The 16,664-nt window shown below is 50.1% G+C and carries 15 protein-coding genes and 1 tRNA gene; 2 read left to right on the forward strand and 14 right to left on the reverse strand.

All coding sequences use genetic code 11. The features are described from left to right. Positions 1 to 153 precede the first annotated feature (153 nt). From dnaN to BMW71_RS16815, 14 genes are all read right to left on the reverse strand, one after another. Positions 154 to 1,278, reverse strand: a complete 1,125-nt coding sequence (gene dnaN / locus BMW71_RS16750) for a DNA polymerase III subunit beta (protein ID WP_092176574.1) — start codon at positions 1,276 to 1,278, stop codon at positions 154 to 156. A 235-nt stretch (positions 1,279 to 1,513) separates the two neighbouring features. Further along, positions 1,514 to 3,208, reverse strand: coding sequence for a gliding motility-associated ABC transporter substrate-binding protein GldG (gene gldG, locus BMW71_RS16755; RefSeq protein WP_092176577.1), 1,695 nt, complete (start codon positions 3,206 to 3,208; stop codon positions 1,514 to 1,516). Continuing rightward, on the reverse strand, positions 3,201 to 3,923 hold the full coding sequence (gldF, locus tag BMW71_RS16760; protein ID WP_092176579.1) for a gliding motility-associated ABC transporter permease subunit GldF: 723 nt from the start codon (positions 3,921 to 3,923) through the stop codon (positions 3,201 to 3,203). Before gldF ends, gldG begins: the two co-directional genes overlap by 8 nt. Before the next feature lie 4 nt (positions 3,924 to 3,927). Further along, positions 3,928 to 4,836 (reverse strand): gliding motility-associated ABC transporter ATP-binding subunit GldA, encoded by a 909-nt coding sequence (gldA, locus tag BMW71_RS16765; protein WP_092176582.1) that lies wholly within the window; start codon positions 4,834 to 4,836, stop codon positions 3,928 to 3,930. A gap of 238 nt (positions 4,837 to 5,074) precedes the next feature. Next, positions 5,075 to 6,274 carry a phosphoglycerate kinase gene (locus BMW71_RS16770; RefSeq protein ID WP_092176584.1) on the reverse strand — a complete coding sequence of 400 codons (1,200 nt, stop codon included), beginning with the start codon at positions 6,272 to 6,274 and terminating at the stop codon, positions 5,075 to 5,077. A 37-nt stretch (positions 6,275 to 6,311) separates the two neighbouring features. After that, positions 6,312 to 7,274: an L-threonylcarbamoyladenylate synthase gene (locus BMW71_RS16775; protein ID WP_092176587.1), complete on the reverse strand. Its 963-nt coding sequence runs from the start codon at positions 7,272 to 7,274 to the stop codon at positions 6,312 to 6,314. Then, a complete protein-coding gene (locus tag BMW71_RS16780) occupies positions 7,274 to 7,987 on the reverse strand; it encodes a tetratricopeptide repeat protein (protein ID WP_092176590.1) in 714 nt (237 codons plus the stop codon). The genes BMW71_RS16775 and BMW71_RS16780 overlap by 1 nt, the downstream gene beginning before the upstream one ends. Positions 7,988 to 8,070: 83 nt before the next feature. Then, positions 8,071 to 8,622, reverse strand: a complete 552-nt coding sequence (locus BMW71_RS16785; protein ID WP_092176592.1) for an NUDIX hydrolase — start codon at positions 8,620 to 8,622, stop codon at positions 8,071 to 8,073. Positions 8,623 to 8,625: 3 nt separating this feature from the next. Then, positions 8,626 to 9,213: a hypothetical protein gene (locus BMW71_RS16790; protein ID WP_092176595.1), complete on the reverse strand. Its 588-nt coding sequence runs from the start codon at positions 9,211 to 9,213 to the stop codon at positions 8,626 to 8,628. Beyond that, positions 9,210 to 11,132 (reverse strand): RecQ family ATP-dependent DNA helicase, encoded by a 1,923-nt coding sequence (locus BMW71_RS16795; RefSeq protein WP_092176597.1) that lies wholly within the window; start codon positions 11,130 to 11,132, stop codon positions 9,210 to 9,212. The genes BMW71_RS16790 and BMW71_RS16795 overlap by 4 nt, the downstream gene beginning before the upstream one ends. Before the next feature lie 67 nt (positions 11,133 to 11,199). Further along, on the reverse strand, positions 11,200 to 13,260 hold the full coding sequence (locus BMW71_RS16800) for a ComEC/Rec2 family competence protein (RefSeq protein ID WP_092176602.1): 2,061 nt from the start codon (positions 13,258 to 13,260) through the stop codon (positions 11,200 to 11,202). Positions 13,261 to 13,347: 87 nt separating this feature from the next. Further along, positions 13,348 to 13,914, reverse strand: a complete 567-nt coding sequence (locus BMW71_RS16805) for a DUF3575 domain-containing protein (protein ID WP_143057661.1) — start codon at positions 13,912 to 13,914, stop codon at positions 13,348 to 13,350. Between the two features lie 30 nt (positions 13,915 to 13,944). Then, positions 13,945 to 14,394, reverse strand: a complete 450-nt coding sequence (locus BMW71_RS16810) for a GNAT family N-acetyltransferase (protein WP_092176607.1) — start codon at positions 14,392 to 14,394, stop codon at positions 13,945 to 13,947. Then, the gene (locus tag BMW71_RS16815; protein WP_092176609.1) at positions 14,391 to 15,353 is read right to left on the reverse strand and encodes a PhoH family protein; all 963 of its coding nucleotides are present in this window, start codon (positions 15,351 to 15,353) and stop codon (positions 14,391 to 14,393) included. The genes BMW71_RS16810 and BMW71_RS16815 overlap by 4 nt, the downstream gene beginning before the upstream one ends. A gap of 101 nt (positions 15,354 to 15,454) precedes the next feature. Here BMW71_RS16815 and BMW71_RS16820 point away from each other — a divergent pair, with 101 nt between their 5' ends. Together BMW71_RS16820 and BMW71_RS16825 are read left to right on the forward strand one after the other, a co-directional pair. Continuing rightward, positions 15,455 to 16,225, forward strand: coding sequence for an SAM hydrolase/SAM-dependent halogenase family protein (locus BMW71_RS16820; protein WP_092176612.1), 771 nt, complete (start codon positions 15,455 to 15,457; stop codon positions 16,223 to 16,225). Between the two features lie 166 nt (positions 16,226 to 16,391). Continuing rightward, a tRNA-Leu gene (locus tag BMW71_RS16825) sits at positions 16,392 to 16,475 on the forward strand. Positions 16,476 to 16,664 lie beyond the last annotated feature (189 nt).

Raw genomic sequence — 16,664 nt, forward strand, 5'->3', positions numbered from 1 at the left:
GCCGACCCGGTATTCCTGCCCTTAGGAACGGCCCTGCTCCTTCAAAAGCGGTTGGACAGGCCCGGTTTCCGTCAAGCACCGCATTTTTCAGGTGTCTGGAACGCTCGGTTAGGTGGTTGGCGCTCCCAATAACAGCAACCTGTGGCGCCCGATTTACACGTAATTGCTCAGCATCACCGGCATCACCAGCATGAGGATATCCTCGTTTTCACTCATATCGGAGGGCAAAATCAAGCCTGCCCGGTTGGGCGCACTAAATTTCAGCGTCACTTCTTTGGCTGAAATATTGTTGAGCATTTCCACCAGGAATTTGGCGTTGAATCCGATTTCGATGTCTTCGCCCTCGTGTTCACAAGAAAGCCGTTCGTTGGCCTCGTTGGAAAAATCCAGGTCTTCTGCAGAAATTTGCAACTCGCTCCCGGTCAGTTTCAAACGAACCTGGTGTGTGGTTTTGTTGGCATATATGGCAATTCTCCGCAGGGAGCCTAAAAACTCCTGTCGGTTGATGACCATATCGTTGTTATTATCCATTGGGATGACGTTTTCGTAATCCGGAAAACGTTCGTCAATCAACCGACAGATCATCTTGATGGTGTTGAATTTAAAGTAGGCATTGCTGCTGTTGAACTCGACGGTTACGGGTACATTCTCGGCCGGAAGAGTAGTCTTTAGCAGGTTTAGCGCCTTTCGCGGTACAATGATGCTGGCTGCTTCCGGTGAGGCGATGTCCACCCGTCGGTACCGGATAAGGCGGTGCCCGTCTGTGGCGACAAAAGTGGTATTGGTATCACTAAGATTGATATACACGCCGGTCATGGCAGGCCGGAGTTCGTCGTTGCTGGTAGCAAAAATGGTATTTGCAATGGCGCTACTCAACACCTCGGTGGACATCTCTACGGTTGTGGCGTTGCTCACTCCGGGAATTCGCGGGAAATCCGTGGCATTTTCACCGGCCAATTTGTACCTACCGTTATCGGAACTAATTTCAATGCTGTAGGTATCCTTATCGATGCTAAAGGTAACCGGCTGTTCGGGAAGGTTTTTGAGGGTTTCAATGAGTATCTTCGCAGGCACCGCAATATTGCCATCTTCTTTTGCCTCCACCTCTATTTCGGTAATCATGGATGTTTGCAGGTCAGAAGCCGTCACCGTGAGTTTACTGTCTTTGATTTCAAAGAGAAAGTTTTCTAAAATCGGCACCACCGGGTTGGTAGTCACTACCCCATTGATGGAAGACAGCTGCTTCAGTAGGGATGAAGAAGAAACAATAAATTTCATAGGTGTATTTTATTTATTACGTCGGTCAATTGATTGCACTGCAGTTCCGTTTAATCACGGAAAAGAACGCCGATAAAAAAGATGATTTCGGATAGACAAAGCTTTGCCGGTAAGCAAAATTTGATTCCCCGGATGCATCCCATGTATTTAACAGGGTAAAGTTATAAATAAAATCACAAAAGCCCTCATAGGGATTTGAATAGATGGCATAAAATTAGCCCCGGATTTTATCAAACTAGCTGTTACGGGAATCCTTTTCGTACTTTCGCTTCTTAAAAATGTATTGTACCCAGCCGATGAGGAATACCATTCCTACCGGTACTAGCAGGTTGATGGTTTGCCAAAGCGTCTTTTGACGGGATACTTTGCGTTTATTCAAGGGCCGGATTTCAAACTGCTTGCGCTTCGATGCCATGATTCCATCCGGATCAACCAGAAAATTTACTGCGTTCTGTAAAAATTCCCGATTTGCCATCTGATTTTCTGAAAAAGGGCTGATTCCCAGGGGAAGCGGCTGCTTTTCGTTGGGATCCACCCAGCTTTTTACCACATCTGCATCACCGGCTACGAGTATGCGTCCTGTATTGCCTTCCGGAAGAAACAAGCTGGCATCAAACTCCTCTGGCACAAATCTGTTTTTAAAATACGAGGAAAAGGTCCCTTCCAGCAGGTATACCAAGGGTAGATTTTGCAACGTAAACGAGGCCATGTCGGGTTCTACAGACATGTCTTCAAACGCTACCCGCACCGGAGCACTCAATCTTTTGGTGAAATTACTGCTGAATACCAGGGGCGTCTTTTTCACACCATCCGCCTTTACCGTATCCAGCGTACTGACAAACCGAAATTGTACCTGATCCAATCCCTTGGTGATGGGGTGATTGGCCATGTTTCCGGCATGCACGTAGAAGGGCCAGGGCAAGGGGACGATTTGGGACTGATTCCCAAAATCTCCGGCCACCACCGGATGGTAGCCAAAATTCAAATCCTGAATCAGGTCTCGGTTGATGCGGATCCCGTACCGGAACAGCATCTCGTCCAATCCGTTATCAACCGGCATGGCCACCGTACCGCCATCTCCGGCATCTTCCAGGTTTACCTGCAGCTGATCCACAAAAAACAGCAGGTTTCCCCCGTACATTAAATACTGGTCCAGCAGGTACTTTTCCCGCTCCCCATAGGCCTCCTTTGGGCCTGCTACCAACAGCACTTCGAAGCTGAGCAGGTCCTCTACCGACTTTGCCTGTTCAAAGGGCACTTTGTACACCTCGTAATCTTCGTTTAAGGCCTCCACCATCCCAAATCCGTTATCCGCATCCATTTCCCCCTGTCCGATAATGACGCCCACAGCCCGTTTGTTTCTTGTATAGAGCCGTTTCAAGGCCTGGGCAATTTCGAATTCCAGGTTTTCGATGGAAAGGTTTAGCGTCTCATCCGGGCTCATTCCCATTTCTCCCTTTAATAGCAAGACCCCTAATTCGTAGCTTTCGGTGCGCAGAACGATTCCCGGAAATATCAGACGGGAGGTTTGCGCCCCATTTTGGGTGCTGAAAAGGTTGGTAGGGTTGATACCAAAGGCAGCAAGGTCCGCAATGTAGGCCTCCCGGGACTCGCGATCCAGTTGTAGGGGATCCTTGTAAACAATTCGGATGTCTTCGTTGGCGTAATTTCGGAAGGTTTTGACGGTTTCTTCTATTCCCTTCTGAAAGCGCTTCATTCCGGCAGGCAAATCGCCTTGCAGCAAGATCTCTACTTCCAGCCGTTCGTCCATATTTTCCAGAATCTCCAGGGTCGCTTCCGAAAGGGAGTAGCGTCCCTCTTCGGTAAGGTCCAGGCGAAACTTCCAGCTACTCTCAAGCATTCCCAGGGCCAGCCATAGGAGAAGCAGCGCCATAACTCCGATCAAGATGGTGCGGTTGCCTCTAGCCATTTCTCTCTATCAGCATCCAGGTTAACATAAGCCAGGTCAGAATCATACCCAGGAAATAAAACAGGTTTTCGGAAACGATCACTCCCCTTCCCATTTGTTCAAAATGGAAACTGATTCCAAGCGATTCCAAAAAAAGCGCCAAATCGCCAAGGGCCAATGCGGCCAGTGCGCCCATCCCTCCGTAAAACAGAAAACATAAAAAAACCGCTAGTACAAACGCCATGATCTGATTGGACGTGAGCGAAGAACTAAACAAGCCCATTGCCGCAAAAAGGGCCGCCACCAGAAATAAGCCGATATACGACCCGAAAAATCCGGCACTGTCAATATTGCCCACGGGGTCCCCCAGTTGCACTACACTGAAGTAATAAATCAGGGTGGGAAGCAGCGCAAAAAGAACCAGCAACAAGGCGGCCAGGTACTTCGCCAGGATGATGTGGTGGCTTCGGAGCGGCGACGTCTTCAATAGCTCCCAGGTTCCGGTGTTTTTTTCCTCCGCCACCATCCCCATGGTAATGGCCGGTATCAAAAAAATAAACACAAACGGCGTATACGTAAACAAGCTATCCAAGTCTGCGTATCCGTATTCCAGCACGCTACTTCCGGGAAATACCCAGACGATCAAACCCAGTGCCACCAGAAAAATACTGGTAATCAAATAGGCCGATAGGTTGCTGAAAAACGCATGTACCTCCTTAAACAACAAACTTACCACGACGTCAATGTTGGGTTAATTGGTGAAAAATCGATTCCAGGTTATTTTCCTGCTGCCGGATACTGACCAGGTTTACATTTCTCTCCTGCACCAGCCGCATGAGTTCCAGGCGCAATTTTTTGGAATCCGGACAGGAAAAGACACAAGTAGTCGGATTGGGACGGGAAAGCTTGGAATACGACAAATCCTCAAGCCATTCCGGAGCCAGCGTTTCTTCGGATTCAAAGACCAACTGACTTTCCTCCTGCCCGGACTTCAGGTGTTCCAGCAGATCCTGTGCCACCACCCTTCCTTTGTGAATGATGACCACCTTGTCGCAGAGTGCCTCCACTTCCTGCATGATATGGGTGCTCAAAATGAGCGTCTTGTCCCTGCTGACATTTTTAATCAGCTGCCGGATTTCCACCAGCTGATTGGGATCCAGCCCGGAAGTGGGCTCGTCCAGCACAATGATCTCCGGATCGTGTACCAGGCTTTTGGCCAGCCCGACCCGTTGCTTGAACCCTTTGGAAAGCAGGCCGATTTTCTTCTTCCTTTCCGGCATCAAACCGCATTGCTCCATGACCGTCTGTACCCGCTGCGCCAGATCGCGACCCCTGAGCCGGTACAATCCCCCGACAAAACGTAGAAACTCGGGAATGTACATGTCGGGATACAGGGGGTTGTGCTCGGGTAAATAGCCGATAAGCTTACTGCTGATCTTCGGATACCTCGCTACAGAAATCCCTTTCACCAAAACCTCGCCTTCGTCCGCCGTCAGGTAGCCGGTCAGAATCTTCATCGTAGTGGATTTACCGGCACCATTGGGCCCCAGAAAACCCAGAACCTGGCCCGGTTTGGCCTGAAAGCTCACTTGCTGGAGCACTTGCTGCTGACCGAATTTTTTTGATACCTGATGGATTTCTATGGACATGAAAAGCTATACATTTAAACCAAGATCCATTTTCCAAACGAAACGGGAACCCTGGCTATTGCCTTGTAAGAAAATTCCTCCTGCCGGGCAACTCCCGTGCAGGAGGACGCTTTCTTGCCAACAGCATGCCGTCATGCCTACGGCTGTCGGCAGACTCACCCACCAATTCCGGCTCGCACGCGATCGAGCTTGCTAGAGGGCGAGCTGAAGCCGTCACGGGCATCCGTTGGAGCAATACTTAGGGTTCCAGCGCTTTAACGCCGGGCAGAATTTTTCCTTCCATTAATTCCAGCAAGGCACCGCCGCCTGTAGAAACAAAGGATACCCGGTCTCCATACCCAAATTTGTTGACCGCAGCGGCCGAATCGCCGCCTCCTATTAAGGTAAAGGCTCCTTTTTCTGTAGCTTCGACTACTGCTTCGGCAATGGCCTTTGTGCCTTTTTCGAAACTAGACATCTCAAACACGCCCATAGGGCCGTTCCACAAGACGGTTTTGGAAGCGAGAATAACATCGGTAAACTTTTCCCGGCTTTCCGGACCGATGTCCAGCCCCATCCAGCCATCCGGTATTTGCCCTTTTTTGGCCGTTCCCTGTTCCGCATCGTTGGCAAATGCCTTGGAGGTAACCGAATCCGCCGGCAACAGCAGGTTTACGTTTAATTTTTTGGCCTTTTCCACCAATTGGAGGGCCAGTCCCATCTTATCTTCTTCCAACAGGGAGTCGCCGATGGTGCCTCCCTGCGCCTTGGCAAAGGTGTAGGACATACCCCCTCCGATGATCAGCGTATCTACCTTGTCCAGTAGCTTATCGATCAGCAATATTTTGTCGGAGATCTTGGCTCCACCCATAATGGCCGTAAAGGGCCTTTCTGGCGCTTCCAGTACTTTTTCCGCATTGACCAATTCTGCCTGCATCAGGTATCCAGCCACCTTATCGTTAAAAAATTCGGCGACGATTGCCGTGGATGCATGGGCGCGGTGGGCGGTTCCAAAGGCGTCGTTTACGTAGATATCGCCCAAAGCCGCCAGTTTCCTCGCAAATTCCTTGTCTCCTTTTTCCTCTTCTTTGTGAAACCTCAGGTTCTCCAATAGCAATACTTCTCCAGGATTAAGGCTGGTAGCCAGTTGCGTTGCTTCCGTGCCAACGCAATCTTTTGCAAAAGTGACCGATAGTTCCAGTGCCTTGTTTAGCTCGGTTACGATGTGTTTCAAAGAAAATTTATCTTCCGGGCCAGACTTTGGCCGTCCCAAATGCGACATCAGGATAACGGCACCGCCATCGTTCAAAATTTTCTTGATGGTAGGCAGGGCGGCAACGATACGGGTGTCGTCGGTAATGTTAAACTGATCATCCAGGGGAACATTAAAATCTACCCGAACCAGGGCTTTCTTGCCTTTAAAATCAACATTATCGACTGTCTTAATTCTATTATTCATACGTTGTAGGTTTAAAATTCACTCAAAAATAATCAATTTATTTGGCAGCTGCCCGTCTCAGTCGGTCATTTATGGCTTTTCCTAAATGAATTTCGGGCAGTTCCTCCGCCAAAATCACATCCGCCTCGCTGGCATCCAGTAGGCGCATGGAAGAAAATAGGTTTCGGGCCGCTTCGTCGTAATCCCCGTCCGGACTCAAGGCCAATTGCAGGGATTCGGGTAAATCCGGAAACGTACGGGTAAAAGACAGCACCGCAAAAACGGTTCCTTTTTGCCTATACCCTTCAATCAATGCCTCCAGGTCTCCCAAAACCACCGGTTTTTTCGGAGCATAATGACTTTTTAGCATGCCGGGAGACTTGGGATTGCTGCTGGATTGCGGAAGAATCAACACCTTTCCTACCGTTTGTTCCAGATCGGAAACGGATATGCCACCCAGGCGGTATACGATGACCTGTCCCTCTTCCATGCCCACGATGGTGCTTTCCAACCCCACTTCGCAAACGCCCCCATCCAAAATGTATGGAATCTGCTCGCCCAGTTGGTCCTGCACGTGGCTGGCACGGGTAGGACTGATGTATCCAAAGGGATTGGCACTTGGGGCCGCAAGGGGATAATCCAGGGATTGCAGCAATTTCCGGGTAAGCGGATGACGGGGAATACGTACGCCAACCGTATCCAATCCGCTGGTTATCAGATCGGAGATGACTGGTTTTTTGGAAACCAGCAAAGTTAGGGGCCCGGGCCAAAAACGTTCGGCCAATCGCTGCAGTTCTTCGGGTATTTCCCGAACGTATTCGTTTAACTGACTTTTATCGCCCAGGTGAATGATCAGGGGATCAAACTCTGGGCGCTTTTTTGTCTTAAAAATTCGCAGCACCGCCTGCTCGTCCAGCGCATTGCCGGCCAGACCGTAAACGGTCTCCGTGGGAATGGCTACTAGCTGCCCCGAGGACAATATTCGAGCCGCTTTTTCAATGTCTTTTCCTATTTCTGCCATTATTCCTCGCAAAATTCATCCACCCATTCTTTGGCCTGCGTGTAGCCCAAAGATAGGGCCATTTTCAATTGGGTGCAGCCCTTTTCCTTGTTTCCGAGGGCACTCATCTCGGTAACGCCCAATAAGTAATAGGCAGACGCATTGCGCTGATCGAGACGGACCACTTCGTTTAGGCTGGCAATGGCGTTTACCGGATCGTTGTTGCCCAATTGGGCTTTTGCCTTATTGAACAAAACCGCCGGCTGCTCCGGATTTGCCTGCAAGGCCATGTCAAAGTCCACCAGGGCATCTTCGTACATTTCCAGCCCAAGCAGGGACAGGCCCCGGTTGTAATAAATATCGGACTGCTGAAAATCCAGCCCGTTTGCGCGGTTGTAATCGATCAGTGCTTCCCGGTAGGACTGCTTCTCCATCCAGGCATTGCCCCGGTTAAAAAAGGGCTTGTAATTGAGGGAATCCAGTTTGATGGATTTGGTAAACGATTCGATGGCCTCGTCGAGAGCACCTTGCTGAAAAAATGCGATGCCCCGTACATTCCAGGCAGCTGCATGGCTGCTGTCTTTCTCTACCAGCCGGTCTAAGTACGCGATGGATTCTTTGTAATTTTGTTCTTCCAGTGAAGTGACCCCTGCCTGAAAGAGCTCCTCCACAGAGGGTTGGCAGGAAGCCAAAAGGAGAAACAGGGCCAGGGAAGGGAAAAGGTAGTTGTACATCTCAAAATTTTTGGCGAAGATACGAATTCCCCGGCGCAGAAACCCAATAAAGCGCCTACAAAAACCAAAAGTGCCGCTTCGCCTTACAAGAGTATTTCCGATCGGCTGGTTTTTTCCAACATGCGCAGAATAGAGGCGTTGTATCCGACGAGTTCTGCCGTCATATCAAAACCCACCCATGCCAGGTCCTTGCTTTCGGGACTGATGAGCAGCGGCTCGTCCATCTCTGCCTCGATCAAAAACCGGACATCGTAGTGAAAATGCTGCGCATCCACCGCATTTGCCGGGATAAGGTGCACATCCAGGTCAAAGATAAACCGGTCCACCAAGCGCAGGGAAGTTAATCCGCTCTCTTCGCGGGCCTCGTTCATGGCTACCTCCAGCAGGTTTTGGTTGTCATCGGCATGCCCCCCGAGCTGCAGCCATTTTTCCAATTTCCGGTGCAGGGTGAGCAAGGTATGCGTCCTCCTTCGGTTGACAATCCAGGCGGAGGCCGTGAAATGCCCTTCTTTTCGGTCCCGGCTAAAGGCCATTGGGTCGGCAAGTAGCTCCAGAAAATCCGGGATCATCGCCATCTCTTCCTCGAACGGCGTTTTGTAATTACGTATATATTCCCCGAGTAGTTTGCTATCCATAGTTTAGTCCTGCTTGAATAATTCTTCCATAAAACGATCAAAAGGCGCTGCCTTGTGGTACAAGCTATCCGCATACACCGTGACCAACACTTTTAGGTAACTGGGAATATTGTTTACGTAAATTTTCTCGATACTAACGTTTCCAAACAGCTGATCGATCTTGCTTTTGAGATCAGCGGCCGAGAGGGGTGGTTTCAGGTAGCATTTCTCGGTCACCTTCACCTGCTCGTTTGTCTCTTCGATTTTGCGATCCAGACTGACGCGTCGGTACCCCAGGCCGGAAACTCCCTGTACCAACCCGAAAAACAAATTGGAAAACGTTTTTTCGGTAAGCGGGTCCTGGAAAGTCACCGCAAAACCGTTGGCATACGGTGACTGCAACACGTGCACCTCCGGTTTTTTGTTGATACCGGCCATTTTAAGGTGGTAGTTGTCATAGATTTGCCTGGCAAGTTCCTTTCCTTCCGATGAAATCATCCAATCAGAAATGCGGGTTTCTTCCTCAGCCGACACGGTAAAGTTTTCCCTGATGGACACTTTTCGGTCGTTATTGGGAAAGAGTCCCCCTAGTAATTCATCGATAAATTTCATTTTAATCTAATTTTTCCGTTCTCACCCGTATAGATGACCCCTTCGTCCTCCAGCCCGCGAAGCAGCCCGACGGAGAGATCGTCTACCTCTTCCCCACAATGCGCAAGCAAATCCCGCAAAGAAAACGCTTCTCCCCCTGCTAAAGTTTTGAGTATTTTACTTTCCAGCATTTTTTGGTGCTCGGAAAGGGCATTTTCCTTCTTTGTTTGAATACAGGTATCGCAAATCCCGCAGCTATAATCATTCTTATCCCCAAAATAATCTAAAATAAGGGAGGTACGGCAATTTTTTACATTTTTTACGTAGGCGACCATGCGAGCCGCCTTTTCGGAGGCCTGTTCCCTGCGCTGCCCGATGCGTTTTCTATCCAGCGGCAGCGAACCCGCATCCATTCTTGGGGTCAAAAAGGTCACTTGGGGTTTGTCTTTTTTCGCCATGTATGCCGCTAACCCCAATTCGTCCAGGCGATGCAGCATGTGTACCACCTCCTTTTCCGGGAGGTTTAGGAGCTGACCGATTCGACTTTCCTGTATGCGAACGTAATTGACGAAAAGCTCGCCTCCGTACATTCTGAGTAGTAGCTTGATCAGCGGATCCAATTTGGCATAGGCAATTTGCGCTTCGTAGATTTTGGTCTGGGATACACGAAAATGGAGCGAAGAAGGCACGAATACACTTTCAGAAAACAGCAGCAAGGCGACTTCCTGCAGTACTTTGATCGCATTGTACGCCATTTTCATATCCAGCGAATAGGTTTGGGTAAAATTGCCGAAGTCAAAATCGAAACTGCTCATCTCGGCACTGCCTACCGCCAGCCGGTAATGGTTTGCCAGGCATTGGTATACCCGCTTGACCTGCTCTTCCGGCGGATAGGCTTCCGCCGCCCGTTGTATAAGTGCCTGGCAGTCCTGTTCTTGCGTCATAAGCACCGCATAGGCCTTGATCCCATCCCTACCGGCCCTACCCGCTTCCTGGTAGTAATGCTCCAGGCTTTCCGGCAAATCCAAATGCATGACCAAGCGTACGTCCGGCTTGTCGATCCCCATCCCAAACGCATTGGTCGCTACCATCACCCGCACCCTGCCCTGAATCCAATCCTGTTGGCGCTGCGTTCTGACCGACTGCTCCAGGCCGGCATGGTAAAAAGTCGCCGAAATCCCCAACTGCAGCAGGTGCTGGGCCGTTTCCTTGGTACCTTTGCGGGTTCGGTGGTATACAATCGCACTTCCCGGTACTTTGTGAAGGATTTCGACCGCTTTTTCCAACTTATTTTCTACCCAACGGACCGCATAGGAAAGGTTTTTTCGCGCAAAGGATTGAACGAAGACCTTACCGGGTTTCAAGGCAAGCCTCTCGATAATGTCTTCCCGTACAGCCAGGGTGGCCGAGGCGGTGAGGGCGAGCAGGGGCACGCCGGGAACGAGCTCCCGGATTTTCACGATCTCCAGGTACGAGGGCCGGAAATCGTATCCCCACTGGGAAATGCAATGCGCTTCGTCCACCGCCACCAGGTTGACCTTCATTTGCTTCACCCGTTCGATAAAGAGTTCGGTCTTTAGGCGCTCCGGTGAGAGGTACAAAAACTTGTAATCCCCGTAGATGCAATTATCCAACAAGGCATCGATTTCGCGTTTTCGCATGCCCGAATGAATAGCAAGCGCTTTAATCCCCCGATTTCTGAGCTGATCCACCTGATCCTTCATCAAGGCAATTAGCGGACTGACTACCAGGCAAATACCCGGCTGCATCAGGGCAGGTACCTGAAAACAAATGGATTTCCCCCCACCGGTAGGCATCAGGGCCAACGCGTCCTTTCCCTGAGCTGCATGCATGACAATATCTTCCTGCAATGGCCGAAAATCCAGGTATCCGAAATACCTCTTCAAGGTAGCCAATGCCACTGTTTTCAATTCATCCATTCCGAAACGGTGCGATGGTACCCCTGAAAGTAGCAGAATTTTATGCAAAAAAAAACCCGTCTGCCTATCAGAACGGGTTTGACAAACTGGGAAAGGTAATTTTCATCGCCGCCTGCGGTAGGGAAAGGTCCGAAGCGGAGGGCTCGTGCAGCTGCCACCGCCCCTCTTGCCAGAAATACAGCCGATAGCTCCCTGCAGTAAGGGGACGCCAGGAACGTTTTTCCAGATCTAGCTTTTTCCCATCCGGCAATTCCAGCCGAATCAGCTTCCCCAGGTCCCTGACCAGGAGTTTTCCGGCCCGTATACCGGTCTGTTTGATCCGGTGGGGAAGCACCTGATAGGTAAAATCCTCGGCGGACACCTGCGAAAGCGTACTGTACAATTGCCCCCGGAAGGTATAGTCGACCGCCAGACCCTGCCCCACCCGGTACACGAGCAGGTAATGTTGGCTGGCCTTTTGCCAGGTTTCACCGATCCGGTAGGCGCCCAGAAGGAGCAGCACCAACAGGGTCAGGTAGTAGTGCTTTTTTTTTCGCTGGGTTACCAGCAGGTAGGCAAAAAACAAGCCTATCCAGATCAGCAGCATTTGAGGAAGGCTAAAATGGAGAAAATCGATTTTAGCGTAGGGCAAGCGCTGAAAGCTGAAAATGCCTTCGTTGACCAGCCAGATCGCTTTGTTGACCAATTCGCCGAGAAATCCGGCTATAATGGGAAAAGAGGTCAGCAATAAAAAAGGCAATCCAAGCGCCATGATTAAAAACGCACCCGGAATCGCCACCAAATTGGAGAGGAAAAAATAGGCGGGAAAGGCATGAAAATAGTAGATAGACAAGGGGAAGGTAGCCAGCTGAGCTGCCATGCCCACGCTGCTGATGTCCCACAGGTAGCTCAGCCATCGGGCATCCGGATGCCATAAGGACCGAATCATCGGCTGAAACAGCAGGATACCCAGCAAGGCAATGTAACTCAACTGAAATCCCACGGCGTATATCAGAAAGGGATCGTATACCAAAAGCAGCATGGCCGAAAGGGCCAGGGGATTAAAAATGGAAGGATTTCGGGACTTCATCTGTGCCAGGGAAATAAATGTAAACATGGCAGCGGCCCGAAGCACCGAGGGAGAAAGCCCCGTAATGGCGGCATACAGCCAAATAAGCAGGATAACGGCGCCAAGGAGGACGATTCGCTGGTAGCGCCCGGCCCGCTGGGGTTTGAAAAACAAAAAAATAAATCCATAAATGATGCCTACGTGCAAGCCCGAAACAGCCAAAATGTGCATGGCTCCTGCGGTGGCATAGGCCTCCCCGATCTCCTCGTCCAGGTCTTTTTTTTGACCCAGCAGCAGGGCTTTTGCAATTTGGGCAGAGGCATCGGTAGTGATGTACCGATCCACCTGTTGTTCGAGGTGCTGGCGTAGCCAGAGGATTCCCGCCTGCCAGGGAGCCATATTTCCGGCCTGCAGCAGCCTAAAATCCGTCCCAATAAAATGGCTGAAATAGATTTGCTTCCGGGCCATAAACGCGGCGTAATCAAAGGCCTCTGGATTTTTTGCCGGTGCAATTCGTTGGGGAAAGCCCCGGATAAGCAGGACCGATCCGGGCAACAGGGGACTGGGAGATCGGTGGTACACCTGTACCTTTCCCCTTGCTTCTCGCCAGCCATCGGCTGTGCGTACCGCATATACTTCCACCAAATTGGCCACACTTTTTGGCTTTTGCTGATCCGTTTCCCTGACCGCTACCAGATAGGCCTCTATTCCCGAAAACTGAAGCAGGTGCTGTGGGTCATGGCTCACATCCCGGAGGGAGGCACAGTACATTCCCATGACGATCAGGTTGGTATAGGCCAGAAACGGGATGAGCTGGAGGTATGTCCGCCGAATTTTGGGGAAATAAACCAGAGCCAACACGCCATACAGCACCGTTCCCAGCACCAGGCAGGTAAGGAAAGTACGAGGCGTAACATTCTGACCGATAGATGGATACACCAGCACTCCCAGGATAAAGAACGCCGTGTACCGGAGGAAAGGGAATTCATTGAATTTCATCAACCCAAAAAAAGTGGACCCAAAAACGTAGCGGTTCGTTTCTTTTCCGCCGGAGCAAACGACCGGCAGTCCTTTGTGCAAACGTAGAACTTAAGGTAGGCACTTTCGGACAAAAAAACAATACAGTGAACTGAATTTCAGGGAAGTAAAAAAAAACGGCGCTCTTTCTTAGAAGCGGAATCCGATGCTAAAACCGGCGTTGAATTCCACGGGATGGAAACGTTCGCTTACCTCCTCGTTGAATCCCCGCGCGATGTTTACATAGGGACCCAGGGCAAATTTATCCTTGTGAACCCATTTGTACCCGGCCCCAAACCCGATGAGTAGGCCGTCCATGTCGATCTCCCGCAGCCCATTCTCCGGGTTCGTTTCCGTGAACGTGCCTGTTCTGAATTTCGTGAAAGGGACTACGTAAAAGCCGGAGGGATTTGCCGGAGAGACAAAATAATACGTGTACGAAAGGGCCATACTGGTCAGGTTGAATTCCTCCCCACTGCCGTTTTCCGACACGTACGAAAACCTGTCCATCAACAGCAACTCCAGGCCCAGGGACTGATTTTGGTCCAGAAACCGCTCGTAGCCGAGTTCCACGGAACCAATCGCAATGGTGTTGGCAATATTGAGTTTGCCTTCGTTCGCATTCCACTGCCGGGGCGGTGTCGGCTGCGCATGAACGGCCCCAACCAGGCACAAAAAACTTAAACTAAAACACAGGCGACAAAATGAATTTCTCATGATACAGAATCAAAGGGTTTGGCTGTACGGTCAACGTACAGTATTGGCCCTTCGTTCCATGAGGTAGTGATCGATTCCGCACTCGACGAATAGCGGACCGGATTTCTGGAAACCAAATTTCTCGTACAATCCCATCGCCGTGACTTGTCCGTGCAGGTAGATGGTTTTACCGGCGCTTTCGGGATGATCCTGGATATCGTCCAACACCGCTTTTACAAGCGCTTGACCGACACCCCTACCTCTGAAGGGCTTTAATACAGCAAACCGCTCAAGTTTGATGCCATTTTTTGTGAAGCGCCATCTGGCCGTACCCACTTCCTGCACGCCCGCGTAGGCGATAAACTGGCTCGCTTCCTCTTCAAAGGAATCGTATTCTTCATTTGGATCGACGGCTTGTTCGCGAACGAATACTTCTTCCCGGATGCGGAACGCCTTTTGTAGCGTGTCGGCATCTGCAATTTTTTTTACCGAGAGCTTCATTGGGGTTGCTTTATTTCCACTTCGTTTTTTTCGTAGGCATCGATGATGGACTTGACCAGTCGGTGGCGAACCACGTCCCTGCCCGATAGGTGTACCACGCCGATACCTTTGACGTCCTTTAGGATGCGCAAGGATTCCCGAAGGCCCGACTTTTGTTTGGGGGGCAGGTCCACCTGTGATTGATCCCCGGTGATGATCACTTTGGAGTTGGGGCCCATGCGGGTCAGGAACATTTTTATCTGTTCGCTGGTGGTATTTTGTGCTTCATCCAGCAAGATAAAGGCGTCGTGCAGCGTTCTTCCGCGCATGTACGCCAGGGGTGCAATTTCGATGACGCGGTTTTCCTGGTAAAAGCGTAATTTTTCCGAGGGGACCATGTCTCCCAGCGCATCGTAAATGGGGCGCAGGTAGGGGTCCAGTTTTTCTTGCAGATCACCCGGTAAAAATCCCAGGTTTTCGCCGGCTTCTACGGCGGGGCGGGTGATGATGATGCGTTTTACCTCGCGATTTTTGAGTGCACGAACGGCCAGGGCCACGGCGATGTAGGTCTTACCCGTACCGGCCGGTCCCAGGGCAAAGACCAGGTCGTTGGCAAACGCAGCATCCACCAATTTTTTTTGATTGGAGGACTTCGGCCGCACCACCAGTCCTTTGTTCCCATACAGGATAATGTCATTTTTCGCATCCGATGGTCCGGAGGGCGTACCTTCCAGTGCAATGTATTCCTTCACATTATCCGGCGTCACCTGCCCGAAGCGACTGAAATGTTCCAGCAGCATGTTAAGAATATCATTGATTTTAAGGATTTCGGGGGCTTGTCCTTTGATCCGGATTTCATTTCCTCTGGAGACAATCTTGCTCTGGGGAAAAGCAGCTGATATTTGCCGGATGTTTTCATTTTCCGATCCCAGGAAGTCCAGGAGGGAAATGTTTTCCAATGTAATGACTTTTTCTACCAATATCTTTTCTTCTGTTTTACCGAATTCAAAAAACTAATTTAAAATGCCTATTTTTGTTTAAACGTAACACAAAAGTACGAATTTTTAATTGACTTGCTTGTATGGCTTTGGTAACATTCATCTCTGATTTTGGTAACGCAGATTACTACGTACCGGTGGTAAAAGCAAAGATGTTATCGATTAATCCCCAATTGTCCATTGTGGACATCAGCCACGAAATTGCCATTTACGACATTGCGCACGCGGCATTCGTACTCCGTGCAAGCTATAACGAATTTCCGAAGGGCACTGTTCACCTGGTGGCCTTAAATGCGACCAGCAATATTACGGATGGGTACATAGGGATCAAATTAAACGAGCATGTTTTCATCGGTCCGAACAACGGCGTACTGAGTATGTTGGCCGATAATGACCCGGGCATTGTGGTCAAATTTTCCGACATTCATATCCGGAACAGCAGCTTTCCGGCAAAGGATATTCTGGCGCCCATCGCTGCCAAGGTGGCCAGCGGGGCCGCCATCCATGATTTTGGCGGTCCTTTGCCCGCAATCAAAAAAATGATGGGGCGGCAATTCAAGGCCAGCAAGAAGCAGATTGTGGGCTATGTATTGCGGGTCGACCATTACGGAAACCTGATTACCAATATCCCGCAGGATGTATTCGACAAATTAAATCCCGGAAAGTTTCAGATTGCCTTTGGTCGGGAGACGTTGGAATCGATCCAGCAGAATTACGACGAGGTGGAACCCGGCGATTGCTGGGCCTTTTTCAACAGCCTGGGTTTGTTGGAAATTGGCATCAATCACGGTCACGGTGCGGATTTATTGGGCTTGAAATACGACAGCGCCATTTACATCAATTTCGATAGCTAAGGAATTGATTGCGAAGAAAATGGGCCGAAGCGCGGCGGAAATGGGCCTGTTTTTCGCGCAAAAAGGGGAAAAAAATGCCGGTCGTGGGATGCAAAAGTATTGTTTGAGAAAAATTCTTTGCTCATATTTGCAACCCATTCAGCAAGGAACGGGATTTGAATCACCTGCCCAGGTGGCGGAATTGGTAGACGCGTTGGTCTCAAACACCAATGAGGTAACACTCGTGCCGGTTCGACTCCGGCCCTGGGTACATATTAAAGGCTCCTTCTTGGAAAGAAGGGGCCTTTTTCGTTTTATAATGCCGGAGGAGAAGTTTATCCCGATGCAGCGCAGCGGAATCGGGAACTCCGGCCCTGGGTACAAAAAAAGGGAAAATCGGCCTTTAAGGTACTGTTTTGGTAGATTTTATGTTCACATAAAATTTACACAAGATGCCTTC

The sequence above is a fragment of the Cyclobacterium xiamenense genome (assembly GCF_900109255.1).
GTDB lineage: Bacteria > Bacteroidota > Bacteroidia > Cytophagales > Cyclobacteriaceae > Cyclobacterium > Cyclobacterium xiamenense.

Coding starts and splice junctions, on each gene's coding strand:
- BMW71_RS16780 (WP_092176590.1), bottom strand. CDS start 7,987: ATGTACAACTACCTTTTCCCTTCCCTGGCCCTGTTTCTCCTTTTGGCT.
- BMW71_RS16770 (WP_092176584.1), bottom strand. CDS start 6,274: ATGAATAATAGAATTAAGACAGTCGATAATGTTGATTTTAAAGGCAAG.
- BMW71_RS16810 (WP_092176607.1), bottom strand. CDS start 14,394: ATGAAGCTCTCGGTAAAAAAAATTGCAGATGCCGACACGCTACAAAAG.
- BMW71_RS16805 (WP_143057661.1), bottom strand. CDS start 13,914: ATGAGAAATTCATTTTGTCGCCTGTGTTTTAGTTTAAGTTTTTTGTGC.
- gldA (WP_092176582.1), bottom strand. CDS start 4,836: ATGTCCATAGAAATCCATCAGGTATCAAAAAAATTCGGTCAGCAGCAA.
- gldG (WP_092176577.1), bottom strand. CDS start 3,208: ATGGCTAGAGGCAACCGCACCATCTTGATCGGAGTTATGGCGCTGCTT.
- BMW71_RS16820 (WP_092176612.1), top strand. CDS start 15,455: ATGGCTTTGGTAACATTCATCTCTGATTTTGGTAACGCAGATTACTAC.
- BMW71_RS16775 (WP_092176587.1), bottom strand. CDS start 7,274: ATGGCAGAAATAGGAAAAGACATTGAAAAAGCGGCTCGAATATTGTCC.
- BMW71_RS16790 (WP_092176595.1), bottom strand. CDS start 9,213: ATGAAATTTATCGATGAATTACTAGGGGGACTCTTTCCCAATAACGAC.
- dnaN (WP_092176574.1), bottom strand. CDS start 1,278: ATGAAATTTATTGTTTCTTCTTCATCCCTACTGAAGCAGCTGTCTTCC.
- BMW71_RS16795 (WP_092176597.1), bottom strand. CDS start 11,132: ATGGATGAATTGAAAACAGTGGCATTGGCTACCTTGAAGAGGTATTTC.
- BMW71_RS16785 (WP_092176592.1), bottom strand. CDS start 8,622: ATGGATAGCAAACTACTCGGGGAATATATACGTAATTACAAAACGCCG.